Raw genomic sequence first — 16,262 nt, 5'->3', positions numbered from 1 at the left:
GCGGCGGCCGGGCGGACGGAGGGCGAGCTGCCGCCGGCCGGCCGGGGCCTGCGGATAATCGGTGCCGGAGCGGTCGGCGGTCGTGCGATGCTCGGCGACGTGGAGACCAGGTCCGTCAGTCCCGTGTTCGTCGGTCGCGCCGCAGAACTGGAGGTGTTGCGCGAGGCATTGACCCGCGCCGGGGAAGGCACCGCGCGCACGGCGGGAGGCGGCACGGACGGGTGCGGGCCGCAGGCCCTCCTCCTCGGCGGTGAGGCCGGGGTGGGCAAGACCCGGCTGGTCGAGGAATTCGCCGCCGAGGCCGCACGCGGAGGCGCGGTCGTCGCACCCGGCGGCTGCGTCGAGATCGGCGCCGACGGACTGCCCTTCGCCCCCTTCTCCACCGCGCTGCGCGCCCTGCGCCGCGGGCTGCCCGGCGAACTCGCCGCCGCGGCCGCCGGACAGGAACAGGAACTGGCCCGGCTCCTGCCCGAGTTGGGCGAGACAGCGCACACCCGGCACGACGAGGAGGGCACCGCCCGCCTCTTCGAACTCACCGCCCGCCTCCTGGAACGCCTCGCCGCCGACCGCACGATCGTCCTCGTCCTGGAGGACCTGCACTGGGCCGACGCCTCCACCCGCCACCTCCTCTCCTATCTCCTGCGGACCCTGCGCACCGGCCGCCTCGTCGTCCTCGCCACCTACCGCTCCGACGACATCCACCGCCGCCACCCGCTGCGCCCCCTCCTTGCCGAACTCGACCGCCTCCGCACGGTCCGCCGCGTCGAACTCCCCCGCTTCAACCGCGCCGAGGTCGGACACCAGCTCGCCGGCATCCTCGCCGCCGAACCCGACCCGGACCGCGCCGACGAGATCTTCGAGCGCTCCGACGGCAACGCCTTCTTCGTCGAGGAACTCGCCGTCGCCGCCCACGACGGCGGCTGTCCCGGCCTCACCGACACCCTGCGCGACCTGCTCCTCGTCCGCGTCGAACGTCTCCCCGAGGACGCCCAGCGGGTCGTCCGCATCGTCGCCGAGGGCGGCTCCACCGTGGAGTACGCCCTGCTCGCCGCCGTCGCCCGGCTCCCCGAGGACGAACTCATCGAGGCCCTGCGAGCCGCCGTCGGCGCCAACATCCTGCTCGCCGCCCCCGGCGACGACGGCTACCGCTTCCGGCACTCCCTGGTCCGCGAGGCCGTGAGCGACGACCTGCTGCCGGGCGAACGCTCCCGCCTCAACCGCCACTACGCCGAGGCCCTGGAAGCCGACCCCGCCCTGGTCCCCGCCGCCGGCCGCGCCACCCGCCTGGCCAGCTACTGGTACCACGCCCACGACGCGGCCAAGGCCCTGCCCGCCGTGCTCGACGCCGCCGCCGAGGCCCGCTCCCGGCACGCCCACTCCGAGCAACTACGCCTGCTGGAACGGGCGATGGAGCTGTGGGACGCCGCCCCCGACGCCGTACGGGCCGCGCTGCGCCCCGTCGACTACACCGAGGTCTACCCGCCCTGCGGCTGCGCCCCGGGCACCCACCCCCTGCGCTACCTCGACCTGATGGCCGAGGCCGCCGTCGCCGGACGGCTGTGCGGAGAGCGCGAGCGGGCCCTGAGGATCACCCGGCGGGCCCTCGACCGGCTGGCGGACGGGAGCAGCCCCCTGCGCGCCGCCTGGTTCTGGGTGCAGCGCTCGATGCTGACCGAGGGCCTGGCCCGGGGCGACGGCTGGAAGGAACTCGCCACCGCCCAGGAACTGGTCCGCGGCCAGCCCCCGTCCGAGGTGCACGCCGAGGTGCTTTCCCGCGTCGCGTGCTGGTCGATGCTCCATGCCCCAGGGCCCGACGCGCTCTCCGACGCCCAGCGCGCCGTCGAGTACGCGCGCATGGTCGGCGCCGAGGACATCGAACTCAACGCCCGCCTCACCCTCGGCGGCCTGATGGCCGACGCCGGTCACGTCGAGACCGGCCTCGACGAGATGAAGGCCGTCCTCCGGCGCTCGCTCGAACGCGGTCCCGCCGCCGTCGTGGGCCGCGCCCATGTGAACCTCCCTTCCTGTCTGGAGGGCGTCGGCCGCTCACAGGAGGCGGCGCGACTGCTGCGCACCGGCCTCGACGTCACCCGGCGCATGGGTCTGCGTGACTCCGAGGCATGGATCTGGGGCAACCTCTCCGAATCCCTCTTCTCCCTCGGCCACTGGGACGAGGCCACGGAAGCCGCCGTGCAGGCCGGGTGCGCCGGGAGCAGCACCAAGAGCCGCGGCGGCAGCTCCCTCTCCCTCGCCGCCCTCGCCCTGGCCCGCGGCGACACCGCCGAGGCCCGGCGCCACCTGGCCGCCGCCCACGGCTACTTCGGCACCCACAACCCCATGCCCCAGAACAACCTGCCGCTGTCCTGCCTCACCCTCGGCATCGCCGCCGCCGAGGGCCGCCTCCCGGACGCCCGCGCCGAACTGACCCGCGTCCTCGACACGGGCTTCCCCGTCGGCACCCAGCGCTACGCCTGGCCCCTGCTGCTCACCGCCGCCGCCGCCGAGGCCGACGCCCGCACCCTGCACACCGCCGGGCCGGGCCGCGCCGAGACACTCGACCGGATCTGCGCCGTGGTCAGGAAGCTCACCACCGGGGCACCGGTCTGGCTCGCCCACGAACTCTGGGTCCGCGCCGAACTCCGGCGGGCCGAAGGGCTGTCGGACCCGGACACCTGGTCCGACGTCGTCACCGCCTTCGAGCCCCTGGAACGGCCCTACGACCTCGCCCGCGTCCGGCACCGCCTCGCCGAGGCACTGCTGGCCCGGGGCACGGACGACGAGGCCCGGGACCGCGCGACGGAACTGCTGAGGCTCGCCGCCGCCGTCGCCGACCACCTCGGTGCCCGCCCGCTCGCCGACGCGGTCGCCCTCCTCGCCCGCCGGGCCCGCCTCACCCTGAGCCGCGCCCCCGAACCGGCCCTCGCCCCCGCCGACCCCGTCGCCGCGCTCGGCCTCACCGGCCGCGAACACGACGTCCTGCGTCTGGTGGCCGTCGGCCGCACCAACCGCCAGATCGCCGAGGAACTCTTCATCTCCCCGAAGACCGCCAGCGTCCACGTCTCCAACATCCTCGCCAAGCTGGGTGTGTCCGGCCGTGGCGAGGCGGCGGCGGTGGCCCATCGGGTGGGGCTGTCCCCGGCGGAAGCGGGGGAGCGGTTGGCAGCGGGATGATGGAGGGGAGACCGCCGAGGCTCCGCCGACAGCCAGCGGGACCCGACCGCCCGCTGCCTCGCGGCCCCGGGGAGGGAGAACCGTGTTCAACGCCTTCGAGGAACTGTTCGCACCTGGCCGCAAGCACACGCAGGACGAGCAGAAGCGGCTGGAACTGAACCGGGAGGACGTCGGCGACAGCGATCCGGGACGCGGACCGATAGACCTGGAGTCCGGCAAGGTCGTCGTCCGGCCGCCCGCACAGCCGGATGACGAGGCGCAGGAGGCGGGCGGGCCGGGCGAGGAGTAGCAGGCGGTCTACGTCACCCGCAGCTCCAGGATCCGGTCGTCGGCGCCCTGCGGGGAGCCCCGGCCGTCCGTCTCGCTGGTCACCAGCCACAGCTTGTCGCCACCGGCGGAGACGACCGTGCGGAGCCGGCCGTAGTCGCCCTCCAGGAATGCCTGGGGGTCGGCGGCCGCCTTGGTGCCGTCGAGAGGAATGCGCCACAGACGCTGCCCCTTCAGCCCCGCCATCCAGACCGAGCCCTCCGCCATGGCGATGCCGCTCGGGGACGCCTCGTCCGTACGCCACACGGCGACCGGGTCGACGTAACCGGACCGGTCGCTCTTGCCCTCCACCTCCGGCCAGCCGTAGTTCCCGCCGGGCCGGATCCGGTTCAGCTCGTCCCAGGTGTCCTGGCCGAACTCCGAGGCCCACAGGCGCTGCTTGCCGTCCCACGCCAGGCCCTGGACGTTGCGGTGGCCGTACGAGTACACGACGGAGTCGAAGGGGTTGCCCGGGGCCGGTTCGCCGTCCGGGGTCATGCGGAGGATCTTGCCGCCGAGGGAGTCCTTGTCCTGGGCCAGTGGACCCTCGTACCGCTCGCCCGTGCTCGCGTACAGCATCCGGTCGGGGCCGAAGGCGAGGCGCCCTCCGTTGTGGTTCGTGCCCTTGGGGATGCCGCGGAGGATGGTGTCGGGGGCGCCGAGCTGCTCGCCCGCCGGCTTCTCGGGGTCGTAGAGCATCCGCACGATCCTGTTGTCGGACTCCGAGGTGAAGTACGCGTAGATCATGTGGTCCGAGGCGTACTCCGGGGAGATCGCGATGCCCAGCAGGCCGCCCTCCCCGGCCGCGGCGACGCCGGGGACCTCCCCGAGCACGGTCCTTCTGCCGGACTCCTCGTCGATCCTGCTGATCGTGGCCTCGTCGCGGGACGAGACGAGCAGCCCGCCCTCGGGCAGCGGCGCGAGACCCCAGGGGGTGTCGAGGTCCTCGGCGACGGTGCGGACCACCTTCACCGACCCCTTGGCGGGGGCCGCCGTGTCCGCCGCCCGCTCGGGTGGGGGTGACTCGGCACCGCTGCTGCCCGGCGGTGAGCTGCCGGTCGCGCCCTTCTCCCCGTCGTCGGAGGAGCAGCCGGCTGTCACCAGGAGCACGGCTGCGGCCAACACGGCCGTCACCACTCGACGTTGCACCATCACGATCCCTTCGGCGTGGAGCTTCTACCTGTCATACACCGCGAGTGCCCCACAGGTTCCGCCTCCGCCCGATCAAGCGGATTTTTCGCGTGCCACGCCCCACCACGCCCATCCCGCACCACCGGCGCCCCAGGCCACCGCCCCACGCGCCGCGGACACCGACGCGCGCCCGCTCAGTCCCAGGATCCCCGGGCGGGAGGCAGGGCCGCCACCTCCGCCAGATCCGCGGCCGTGAGGCGCAGGGCGTGGGCGGCCGCGTTCTCGGCCGCCCACCGTGCCTGCTTGGTGCCCGGCACCGGCACCACGTGCGGGCCGAGGGACAGGATCCAGGCGAGGGCGACCTGGGCCGGGGTCACGTCCGCACCGTGGCGGGCCGCGACGCGGCGCAGGCCGACGACCAGCCGCTGGTTGGCGGCCATCATGTCCGCGGTGAAACGGGGGTGACGGGCCCGGAGGTCGTCCCGCTCGAAGCCCCCGCCGGGGGTCAGGGTGCCGGTGAGGAAACCGTTCCCCAGCGGCATCGCGGCGAGGAAGCCGATACCGCGGGCCCCGCACCAGGGAAGAAGGGAGTCCAGCGCCTCCCTCGACCAGACCGACAGCTCCGCCTGCACCGCGCTCACCGGGAAGACCTGCTGGACCCGCCGGAGCTGGCGGATCGTGGCGTCGTGCACCCCCGCGCCCGGCCCGCGCCCCGCCCGCGCGCCCACCGCGCACAGACCCAGCGCCCTGACCTTCCCGGCCTGCACCAGTTCCGCCATCGCGCCCCAGGTCTCCTCCACGGGGACCTCGGGGTCCGCCCGGTGGAGCTGGTAGAGATCGATGACGTCGGTCTGCAGCCGGCGCAGCGAGGCGTCGCAGGCCCGCCGCACATAGCCGGGGCGGCCGTTGGCCACGATGTGCTGCTCGCCCACCAGCAGGCCCACCTTGGTGGAGACGAAGGCCTCCGCGCGGCGCTCCTTCAGCACCCGGCCCACCAGCAGTTCGTTGGTGAAGGGGCCGTACATGTCGGCCGTGTCCAGCAGCGTGGTGCCGAGATCGAGCGCCCGGTGCACCGTCCGCATCGACTCGTCGCCCCGTTGCCGCGACCCGGTGTACGCCCAGCTCATCGGCATGCACCCGAGTCCTACGGCCCCCACCTCGAGCGTCGCCGCGCCGATCGTCCTGCGCTCCACCTGGTCGTGACCCTCCCTCTCCCGAACCCCCAACCTAACCTCTGCCGTACCGGGTACCTGACATAGCCTCCGGAGCATGACTGCTGAGGCGACTGGCGACCCGACCGCGGGCGTGACCGGTGATGTGTGGCTCTCCATCCCGCCGGAGGAGATCGAGGGGCTCCCGCCGGGTCCCGACTACCTCTTCTGGGACGGGGGCGACGACGGCACCCAGCCGTTCCCGGGCGATCCCGCGGACTGTGTCCTGTACGTGGTCCCCTATATGAAGCGCCGGGCGAGCATGGCGATCCCGCTGGAGTCCATGCGGAACCTGCGGGTCGTGCAGACGCTCACGGCGGGTGTCGACGACGTGCTGGCCCGGATGGCCGTGCTCCCGCCCGGTGTGCAGCTGTGCAACGCGCGCGGCGTGCACGAGGCCAGCACGGCCGAACTCGCGCTCACCCTGACCCTCGCCTCGCTGCGCGGCGTCCCCGACTTCGTCCGGGACCAGCAACAGGAGCGCTGGCAGGGCGACTTCCGGCCCGCACTCGCCGACCGGTCCGTCCTGATCGTCGGCTACGGAGCGATCGGCGCCGCCATCGAGGACCGGCTCGTGCCCTTCGAGGTGGCGCGGGTGGCGCGCGTCGCGCGCTCTGAGCGCACCACGGCGCGCGGACCGGTGCATTCGTTCACCGAACTGCCCTCCCTGCTGCCGCGGGCGGACGTCGTGATCCTGTCCACCCCGCTCACGCAGCAGACGCGAGGCATGGTGGACGCCGACTTCCTGGCCCATATGAAGGACGGAGCCCTCCTGGTGAATGTTGCCCGCGGAGGCGTCGTCGACACCAAGGCGCTGCTCGCGGAACTGGACACCGGGCGCCTCACCGCGGCCCTCGACGTCACCGACCCGGAGCCGCTGCCGCCGGGGCACCCGCTCTGGCGCGCGCCCGGGGTGCTCATCAGCCCCCATGTCGGCGGCCCCACATCGGCCTTCCTGCCGCGCGCCAAAAGGTTGCTGGTGGACCAGTTGGGGCGATTCGTGAACCGGGAGCCCTTGCGCAACGTGGTCTTTACGACGGGCGAGACGGACGGCGCGTAGTCCACTTCGGGCACCCTCCGCGTTCCTTCGGAAGCGGACCGTGCTCGTGTTGCCAGAGGTGGTCACTGAGCGTAGAGGAACTATGTCCCTGAGTGACGATACTGGTGTATCGTCCCGACAGGGGCTGCGCCGCGCACCGTTCGGCGCCGGGGACGGACTTGAGACAGCGAGGGGGGCGACGGGCGATGCACGGCCTATGGACGAACGATCCGACGCGGCGGAGCCGACGACGGCGGCCCTGGCGAGCTGCGACGCGGAGGCACCCGCAGGGGAGCCACGGCGGCCACAGCGGTCAAGGTCATCACCGCAGGCACAGCAACCGCAGAAAGCACACCCCTCCCACGCACCGGGACCAGCGGGACAGGGGAGCGGCGCTCACCGGGGAGACCCCGTGAGTCCCCGCCAGTCCTCCGCCTCCACGCTGAGCCCCGCGCTCCGGGCGGCCGAGCCGCGGCCCGGACCACTGTCCGGCGGGCGGGCCCCCGACCGCGGTGGCGCGAGCCTGCGGGCCCAGATCGTCCTCGCCCTGCTCTGCGCGGCCTACGCCCTCGGCGCCGCGTTCGGCTGGGGCAACGAGCAAGTCGCCCTCGTCATGGGTGACTTCGGGCTCAGCGCCGCGGCCGCCGCGGCCGCCGTCTCCTGCTTCCGCTACGCGCGCAGCCGCCGCAGCCGCTTTCGACCCGCCTGGCTGCTGTTCGCCCTCTCCTCCGCGATGGCGGCCCTGGGCAACGGCGTCTGGGGGTGGTACGAGGTCGTCCTGGAGCGGCCCGTGCCCGAGCCGAGCTACGCGGACCTGTTCTTCCTCTGTTTCGCGCCCCCCGCCATCGTCGGACTGCTGGTCCTGGCCAAGCGGCCGGTGACCAAGGCCGGCTGGGTCTGTCTCGCGCTGGACTCCTGGCTCATCGGCGGTTCCCTGGTCACCCTCTCCTGGAGCCTCGCGCTCGCGCAGAACGCGCAGCTCGACGACTCCGACACCGCGCACACCGCGCTCTCGCTGGCCTACCCGCTGCTGGACATCGCCCTCGTCAGCATGGTGCTCGCGCTGCACTTCCGCCGCTCCTCGATGCACCGCTCCGCGGTGAACACCGCGATCGGCGCCCTCGCGCTGACCGTGATGTGCGACGCCCTGTTCACCTCGCCCCTGCTGCACACCAGCTACGAATCGGGCCAGCTCCTCGACGCCGGTTGGTTCGCGGGCTCCCTGCTCCTCGCCTACGCCCCCTGGGCCGGCCGGCGCCACGGACAGGCGGACGAGGGCGGGCACGCGCGCGTGGTGCACGAACACATCCCGGGCCAGCGCCACGACGTACCCCCGGGCCGGCGCCACGACGTGCACACCGGGCACCGTCACGAGGTCCGTCCGGGGCACCGGCACGACGGCCCGCAGGCCGGGCAGGCGCATGTGCTCCTGCAAGGCGCGGGCAACGGCCGGTATCCGGCCACCCGCCCCATGGCCGGCTCCCTGGCCGCGCTCACTCCCTATCTGGCCGCCGCCGTCTGCACGCTGGGCATCCTCTACAACGTCCTCAACGGCCGCCGCGTCGACCGCGTGGTGCTCATCACCGCCTGCACCGTCGTGCTCGCCCTCGTGGTGCGCCAGGGCATCATGCTCCTCGACAACATCACCCTCACCCAGGAACTGGCCCAGAAGGAGAACCACTTCCGGTCCCTGGTGCAGGGCTCCAGCGACGTCATCATGATCGCCGCGCCGAACGGCATCCTCCGCTACGTCAGCCCGGCCGCCGCCGGGGTCTACGGACGCCCCGCGGAGGACCTCGTCGGCAAGGAGCTGGCCTCGATCATCCACCCCGAGGACCTCGGCTGCGTCGTCCACGAGGTACGCCGCTTCCTCGCCGCCAGCCCCGCCGAGGAGCCCACCACCCGCATCGAGTGCCGCTTCAAGTCCGGCGGCGGGGGAGGCTGGCTGAACGTGGAGTCCACGATCAACCGCCACCACGGCGGCCTCATCCTCAACAGCCGGGACGTGACCGAGCGCGTGCGGCTGCAGGCCCAGCTGCAGCACAACGCCGAACACGACCCGCTCACCGACCTGCCCAACCGCGCCCTGTTCACCAAGCGCGTCCAGCAGGCGCTCTCCGGCCGCCGCTCCTCCGACCGCGGTGCCGCCCTGCGCAACACGGCGGTCCTCTTCATCGACCTCGACGGCTTCAAGGCCGTCAACGACACGATCGGCCACCAGGCCGGGGACGAACTGCTCGTCCAGGCCGCCCGCAGACTCCAGGACGCCGTACGCCAGGGAGACACCGCCTCCCGCCTCGGCGGTGACGAGTTCGCCGCCCTCATCGTCGGGGACGGCTCGCACGACCGCGTCGACCGAGAGCGGCACATCCTGGAGCTGGCGGACCGGCTCCGGATCGCTCTCTCGCAGCCGTACACCATCGACGGCAACGATGTCCGGGTCGCCGCCTCCATCGGCGTCTCCTTCGCCGAGCCCGGCCTCGGCGCGGGCGAGCTGCTGCGCAACGCCGACCTGGCCATGTACCGGGCCAAGGCGTCCGGCAAGGGCCGCGTCGAGCTGTACAAGCCGCAGATGCAGCAGGACGTCGTCCGCCGTGCCGAGCTGGCCACCCGGCTGCGGGCCGCGCTGCACGACGGCGAGTTCATGCTGCTCAACCAGCCCGTGGTGGAGCTGAGCACCGGCCGGATCTCCTCGGTCGCGACCGCCGCCCGCTGGCGCTCCTCCCAGGGGGTGCTGTTCACGCCCGCCGAGTTCCTGCGGGTCTCCGAGGACAGCGAGAAGACCGCCGAGCTGGGCCGCTGGATGCTCGAGCAGGCCGTCGAGCAGGCCGCCGACCGCCTCACCAGCGGGCTGAACGTGCCGGTCTCCGTCCGGATGAGCGCCCGGCGTCTGCTGGACCGCTCACTGCCCCCGGGCTCGGTGGAGACGCTCCTCACCCGCCACGGGCTGCCGGCCGGCTCCCTGGTCGTCGAGCTGTCCGACACCGAGCTGAAGGGCCCGCCGGACGAGCTGGAGCGGCGGCTGAACCACCTCCGCCGCCTCGGCGTCAGAATCGCCCTGGACGGCCTCGGCAGCGGACAGGCGGCCGTCACGGCACTGCGCCGGCTCCCCGTCGACGTCCTGAAGCTGGACCGCGGTCTCGTCGAGGGGATCGTGGAGTCCACCCGGCTGCAGAAGATCACGCGTGGGCTGCTGCGCATCGCCGACGACCTGGGGCTGGAGTCCGTGGCCGACGGGGTGGACCTGCCCGAGCAGGTCGTCGCCCTGCGCGCGATGGGCTGCACCCATGGCCAGGGTGCCGCGTTCTCCGGGCCGCTGGACGAGTACCGCCTGCGCCGGGCCCTGTCCCGCGGCCACTTCCCGATGCCCTCCGGACCGGCGGAACCCGTGTTCGCGGGCGGTGCGCGAGAGACGGAGGGGCGTGTCGTGGCCTCGGCGCCGACCCTGGCACCCCGGGGGTGAGTGAGCAGTGACGGGCGCGTGGGTGTACACCAGTGGTGTCACCGCTGTCCCTGGAGGCGGACGTGCCCGTCGCTCACATGTTGAGACTCCCGTCCCACCCGCTTGACACGCGGTGCGCGCCGGAGAGAGGGTCATTGCCATGCGCACCCGAATCCTCGTACTTGGAAAGCGCGTCGGCTGAAGCTGGGACCCACCGGACGACGATCCGGAATCCCCGGCGACCGTACCCGACGCGCTCCCCTCGCTTGCCCTGTGGCAAGGAGGGGTTTTTTGTTGCACGGGCACCAGTCGGCGTGAGCCGCACACCGCACGAACCTCGCAAAACACCCTCAGCATCGAGAAGAGAATGCCGATGACCGAGCAGGCCACCGGGGCCCACCATCCGCAGCCGCGGCCCCGATCCGGAGGACCGACCACCCCCGTCGAGCACGTCACGGGTGCGCAGTCCCTCATCCGCTCGCTTGAGGAGGTCGGGGCCGACACCGTATTCGGCATCCCCGGGGGCACCATCCTGCCGGCGTACGACCCGATGATGGACTCCAAGCGGGTGCGGCACGTGCTGGTCCGCCACGAGCAGGGCGCCGGCCACGCGGCCACCGGCTACGCGCAGGCCACCGGCAAGGTCGGGGTGTGCATGGCCACGTCCGGGCCGGGCGCCACCAACCTGGTCACCCCGATCGCGGACGCGCACATGGACTCCGTGCCGCTCGTCGCGATCACCGGGCAGGTCGTGTCCAAGGCGATCGGTACGGACGCCTTCCAGGAGGCGGACATCGTCGGCATCACCATGCCGATCACCAAGCACAGCTTCCTGGTCACCAAGGCGGAGGACATCCCCCGGGCGATCGCCCAGGCGTTCCACATCGCCTCCACCGGCCGCCCGGGACCGGTCCTGGTCGACATCCCCAAGGACATCCTCCAGGCGAAGACCACCTTCAGCTGGCCGCCTGCCATGGACCTGCCCGGCTACCGGCCCGTCACCAAGCCGCACGCCAAGCAGATCCGTGAGGCCGCCAAGCTGATCACCGCCGCCAACCGGCCCGTCCTGTACGTCGGCGGCGGTGTCCTCAAGGCGCGGGCGACGGCCGAACTGAAGGTGCTGGCCGAGCTGACCGGCGCGCCCGTCACCACCACCCTGATGGCGCTCGGCGCGTTCCCCGACAGCCACCCGCAGCACCTGGGCATGCCCGGCATGCACGGCTCCGTGGCCGCGGTCACCGCGCTGCAGAAGGCCGACCTGATCGTCGCCCTCGGCGCCCGCTTCGACGACCGTGTCACCGGCAAGCTGGACAGCTTCGCGCCGTTCGCGAAGATCGTCCACGCGGACATCGACCCGGCCGAGATCGGCAAGAACCGCGCCGCCGACGTCCCGATCGTCGGCGACGCCCGCGAGGTCATCGCCGACCTCATCCAGGCGGTGCAGAAGGAGCACAGCGAGGCCGGACCGGAGGAGGCCGACGCCCCCCGCTACGCGGCCTGGTGGAAGGACCTCAACCGCTGGCGCGAGACCTACCCGCTCGGCTACGACCAGCCGGGCGACGGCTCGCTCTCCCCGCAGGCGGTCATCGAGCGCATCGGACAGCTCGCCCCCGAGGGCACGATCTTCACGGCGGGCGTCGGCCAGCACCAGATGTGGGCCGCCCACTTCATCCAGTACGAGAAGCCCGCCACCTGGCTGAACTCCGGCGGCGCCGGAACGATGGGCTACGCGGTGCCCGCCGCCATGGGCGCCAAGGCCGGAGCCCCGGACCGGACCGTCTGGGCGGTCGACGGCGACGGCTGCTTCCAGATGACCAACCAGGAACTCACCACCTGCGCGCTGAACAACATCCCGATCAAGGTCGCCATCATCAACAACGGCGCCCTCGGGATGGTCCGCCAGTGGCAGACCCTCTTCTACAACCAGCGCTACTCCAACACCGTCCTGCACAGCGGCCCGGACGACGTCAACCCCAACGCCCGCGGCACCCGCGTCCCCGACTTCGTGAAGCTGTCCGAGGCGATGGGCTGCTACGCGATCCGCTGCGAGTCCCCGGACGACCTCGACAAGGTCATCGAGGAGGCGAACTCGATCAACGACCGCCCGGTCGTCGTCGACTTCGTCGTGCACGAGGACGCGATGGTGTGGCCGATGGTCGCCGCCGGCACCTCGAACGACACGATCATGGCCGCCCGGGACGTCCGCCCCGACTTCGGCGACAACGAAGACGACTGAGAGCCGTAGGTAAAGGAACCCGACCATGTCCAAGCACACGCTCTCCGTCCTGGTGGAGAACACCCCCGGCATCCTCGCCCGGATCGCCGCGCTGTTCTCCCGTCGCGGCTTCAACATCGACTCGCTCGCGGTCGGTGTCACCGAGCACCCCGAGATCTCCCGGATCACCATCGTGGTGACGGTGGTCGAGGAACTGCCCCTGGAGCAGGTGACGAAGCAGCTCAACAAGCTCGTCAACGTCCTGAAGATCGTCGAACTGGAACCGGGCTCCGCCGTTCAGCGGGAACTCGTTCTGGTGAAGGTGCGCGCCGACAACGAGACGCGCTCCCAGATCGTCGAGATCGTCCAGCTGTTCCGCGCCAAGACGGTCGACGTCTCCCCGGAGGCCGTCACCATCGAGGCCACCGGGTCCAGCGACAAGCTGGCCGCCATGCTCAAGATGCTGGAGCCGTTCGGCATCAAGGAACTGGTCCAGTCCGGCACGATCGCGATCGGCCGCGGCTCCCGTTCGATCACGGACCGCTCACTGCGCGCCCTGGACCGGTCGGCCTGACACACGACACGGGCGGCCCGCGACGCGCGGCCGCCCGTATGCCGAGACCCGCGGACTTTCATTCCGCCCGCCGTCATACGGTGGGACGCAACACCTGCACTCAAGGAGAGAACCCAAAGTGGCCGAGCTGTTCTACGACGCCGACGCCGACCTGTCCATCATCCAGGGCCGCAAGGTCGCGGTCATCGGTTACGGCAGCCAGGGCCACGCCCACGCGCTGTCCCTGCGCGACTCGGGTGTCGACGTCCGCGTCGGTCTGCACGAGGGCTCCAAGTCCAAGGCGAAGGCCGAGGAGCAGGGCCTGCGCGTGGTGACGCCGGCGGAGGCCGCCGCCGAGGCCGACGTCATCATGATCCTCGTCCCGGACCCGATCCAGGCCCAGGTCTACGAGGACCACATCAAGGACAACCTGAACGACGGCGACGCGCTGTTCTTCGGCCACGGCCTGAACATCCGCTTCGGCTTCATCAAGCCCCCGGCCGGCGTCGACGTCTGCATGGTCGCCCCCAAGGGCCCGGGCCACCTCGTCCGCCGCCAGTACGAGGAGGGCCGCGGCGTTCCGTGCATCGCCGCCGTCGAGCAGGACGCCACCGGCAACGCCTTCGCGCTCGCGCTCTCGTACGCCAAGGGCATCGGCGGCACCCGCGCGGGTGTCATCAAGACGACCTTCACCGAGGAGACCGAGACCGACCTCTTCGGCGAGCAGGCCGTTCTCTGCGGTGGTACGGCCGCCCTGGTCAAGGCCGGTTTCGAGACGCTGACCGAGGCCGGCTACCAGCCCGAGATCGCGTACTTCGAGTGCCTGCACGAGCTGAAGCTGATCGTCGACCTCATGTACGAGGGTGGCCTGGAGAAGATGCGCTGGTCGATCTCCGAGACCGCCGAGTGGGGCGACTACGTCACCGGCCCCCGGATCATCACGGACGCCACCAAGGCCGAGATGAAGAAGGTCCTCGCCGAGATCCAGGACGGTACCTTCGCCCAGCAGTGGATGGACGAGTACCACGGCGGTCTGAAGAAGTACAACGAGTACAAGACCCAGGACTCCGAGCACCTCCTGGAGACCACCGGCAAGGAGCTGCGCAAGCTCATGTCGTGGGTCAACGACGAAGAGGCCTGATCCTGTGAGGCCGGCCGTGGCGGGGTTCACCCGGTGCCACGGCCGGCCTTGTTTCACGTCCGGGTGATCCTTCCGCGGTGGCGTGAGGCGATGCCCCCGACGCCACTACACTGCAGCACTACATACGCGTCGGGCCCACAGCGTCGTGCGTCTTCCACGCGGACACCACCCTCCACCGCCTGCGGCCGTCGGGACGGCCGTCCGCAGCATTGGACTTGTGAGGACTCACGTGAGCTCGAAACCAGTCGTACTGATCGCTGAAGAGCTGTCGCCCGCCACCGTCGACGCGCTGGGCCCGGACTTCGAGATCCGGAACGTCAACGGAGCGGACCGAGCCGAACTGCTCCCGGCCATCGCCGACGTCGACGCCATTCTGATCCGCTCGGCCACCAAGGTCGACGCCGAGGCGATCGCCGCCGCGAAGAGGCTGAAGGTCGTCGCGCGCGCCGGCGTCGGCCTGGACAACGTGGACGTCTCCGCCGCCACCAAGGCCGGCGTGATGGTCGTCAACGCCCCCACCTCGAACATCGTGACCGCCGCCGAACTGGCCTGCGGTCTGCTGCTGGCCACCGCCCGCCACATCCCGCAGGCGAACACCGCGCTGAAGAACGGCGAGTGGAAGCGCAGCAAGTACACGGGCGTGGAGCTGGCCGAGAAGACCCTCGGTGTCGTCGGCCTCGGCCGTATCGGCGCCCTGGTGGCCCAGCGCATGTCCGCCTTCGGCATGAAGGTCGTCGCCTACGACCCCTACGTGCAGCCCGCGCGGGCCGCGCAGATGGGCGTCAAGGTCCTGACGCTGGACGAGCTCCTCGAGGTCTCCGACTTCATCACCGTCCACCTGCCGAAGACCCCCGAGACGGTCGGCCTGATCGGCGCCGAGGCGCTGCAGAAGGTCAAGCCCTCGGTGCGCATCGTCAACGCCGCGCGCGGCGGGATCGTCGACGAGGCCGCGCTGTACTCGGCGCTCAAGGAGGGCCGGGTCGCGGGCGCGGGCCTCGACGTGTACGCCAAGGAGCCCTGCACCGACTCGCCGCTGTTCGAGCTGGACGAGGTCGTCTGCACCCCGCACCTCGGCGCCTCCACCGACGAGGCGCAGGAGAAGGCGGGCATCGCGGTCGCCCGCTCGGTGCGCCTCGCCCTCGCCGGTGAGCTGGTCCCGGACGCGGTGAACGTCCAGGGCGGTGTCATCGCCGAGGACGTCAAGCCGGGTCTGCCGCTCGCCGAGCGGCTCGGCCGGATCTTCACCGCGCTGGCCGGTGAGGTCGCGGTCCGCCTCGACGTCGAGGTCTACGGCGAGATCACCCAGCACGACGTGAAGGTGCTGGAGCTGTCCGCCCTCAAGGGTGTCTTCGAGGACGTCGTCGACGAGACGGTGTCGTACGTCAACGCCCCGCTGTTCGCGCAGGAGCGTGGCGTCGAGGTGCGGCTGACCACCAGCTCCGAGTCGCCCGACCACCGCAACGTCGTCACCGTGCGCGGCACGCTCGGCAGCGGCGAGGAGGTGTCGGTCTCCGGCACGCTCGCCGGTCCGAAGCACCACCAGAAGATCGTCGCGGTCGGTGAGTACGACGTGGACCTCGCGCTCGCCGACCACATGGTCGTCCTGAGCTACGTCGACCGGCCCGGTGTCGTCGGCACGGTGGGTCGTGTCTTCGGGGAGGCCGGTATCAACATCGCCGGCATGCAGGTCGCCCGCTCCACGGCGGGTGGGGAGGCGCTCGCGGTGCTGACGGTGGACGACACGGTGCCGCCCGCGGTGCTGGCGGAGGTCGAGGCGGAGATCGGCGCGACCTCGGCGCGCTCGGTGAACCTGGTCTGAGGGTTGGTTCTTACGTAGCGGTAGCGGGGCGGGGCCTGGTCACCTGGGGTGACCGGGCCCCGCTTTTTGGGTTCGTGGTCGGGTGCGGGTCCGGTGGGGCTTCTCGCGCAGTTCCCCGCGCCCCTAAAAGCATCAGGCCCCTGCGGGCCTGAAAAGCGTGGGGCGCAGCCCCTGCTTTTCAGGGGCGCGGGGAACTGCGCGACCAGCCCCCACCGGACCCGCACCCGAGAACGC

General features: G+C 71.9%; 10 protein-coding genes. 8 read left to right on the top strand and 2 right to left on the bottom strand.

Features of this window, described 5'->3' with window-relative positions:
* The first annotated feature begins 87 nt into the window (after positions 1-87).
* Positions 88-3,171 (top strand): AAA family ATPase, encoded by a 3,084-nt coding sequence (locus PYR72_RS15915; RefSeq protein ID WP_275460423.1) that lies wholly within the window; start codon positions 88-90, stop codon positions 3,169-3,171.
* Between the two features lie 82 nt (positions 3,172-3,253).
* Positions 3,254-3,460, top strand: coding sequence for a DUF6191 domain-containing protein (locus PYR72_RS15910; protein ID WP_275455956.1), 207 nt, complete (start codon positions 3,254-3,256; stop codon positions 3,458-3,460).
* A gap of 8 nt (positions 3,461-3,468) precedes the next feature.
* On the opposite strand, the gene PYR72_RS15905 is transcribed toward PYR72_RS15910, so the two are convergent.
* Positions 3,469-4,629: a PQQ-dependent sugar dehydrogenase gene (locus PYR72_RS15905; protein ID WP_275455955.1), complete on the bottom strand. Its 1,161-nt coding sequence runs from the start codon at positions 4,627-4,629 to the stop codon at positions 3,469-3,471.
* Positions 4,630-4,802: 173 nt separating this feature from the next.
* On the bottom strand, positions 4,803-5,801 hold the full coding sequence (locus tag PYR72_RS15900; protein ID WP_275455954.1) for an aldo/keto reductase: 999 nt from the start codon (positions 5,799-5,801) through the stop codon (positions 4,803-4,805).
* A 76-nt stretch (positions 5,802-5,877) separates the two neighbouring features.
* On the opposite strand from PYR72_RS15900, the gene PYR72_RS15895 reads away from it, so the two are divergent.
* The 6 genes from PYR72_RS15895 to serA all read left to right on the top strand — a co-directional run bounded on the left by PYR72_RS15895 (position 5,878) and on the right by serA (position 16,028).
* Positions 5,878-6,879 carry a 2-hydroxyacid dehydrogenase gene (locus tag PYR72_RS15895; protein ID WP_275455953.1) on the top strand — a complete coding sequence of 334 codons (1,002 nt, stop codon included), beginning with the start codon at positions 5,878-5,880 and terminating at the stop codon, positions 6,877-6,879.
* 391 nt (positions 6,880-7,270) lie between these two features.
* A complete protein-coding gene (locus PYR72_RS15890; protein ID WP_275455952.1) occupies positions 7,271-10,321 on the top strand; it encodes an EAL domain-containing protein in 3,051 nt (1,016 codons plus the stop codon).
* Positions 10,322-10,673: 352 nt separating this feature from the next.
* Positions 10,674-12,536: an acetolactate synthase large subunit gene (locus tag PYR72_RS15885; protein WP_275455951.1), complete on the top strand. Its 1,863-nt coding sequence runs from the start codon at positions 10,674-10,676 to the stop codon at positions 12,534-12,536.
* Between the two features lie 25 nt (positions 12,537-12,561).
* Entirely contained in the window at positions 12,562-13,089 is a 528-nt protein-coding gene (gene ilvN / locus PYR72_RS15880) for an acetolactate synthase small subunit (protein ID WP_013000492.1), read from the top strand.
* A gap of 118 nt (positions 13,090-13,207) precedes the next feature.
* The gene (gene ilvC / locus PYR72_RS15875; protein ID WP_275455950.1) at positions 13,208-14,209 is read left to right on the top strand and encodes a ketol-acid reductoisomerase; all 1,002 of its coding nucleotides are present in this window, start codon (positions 13,208-13,210) and stop codon (positions 14,207-14,209) included.
* A gap of 229 nt (positions 14,210-14,438) precedes the next feature.
* A complete protein-coding gene (gene serA, locus PYR72_RS15870) occupies positions 14,439-16,028 on the top strand; it encodes a phosphoglycerate dehydrogenase (protein WP_013000490.1) in 1,590 nt (529 codons plus the stop codon).
* Positions 16,029-16,262: the final 234 nt, after the last annotated feature.

Source organism: Streptomyces sp. VNUA24, from assembly GCF_029167005.1.
Lineage (GTDB): Bacteria > Actinomycetota > Actinomycetes > Streptomycetales > Streptomycetaceae > Streptomyces > Streptomyces scabiei.
Note: the sequence above shows the minus strand (reverse complement) of the source record. Positions and strands in the feature narration are given on the sequence as shown.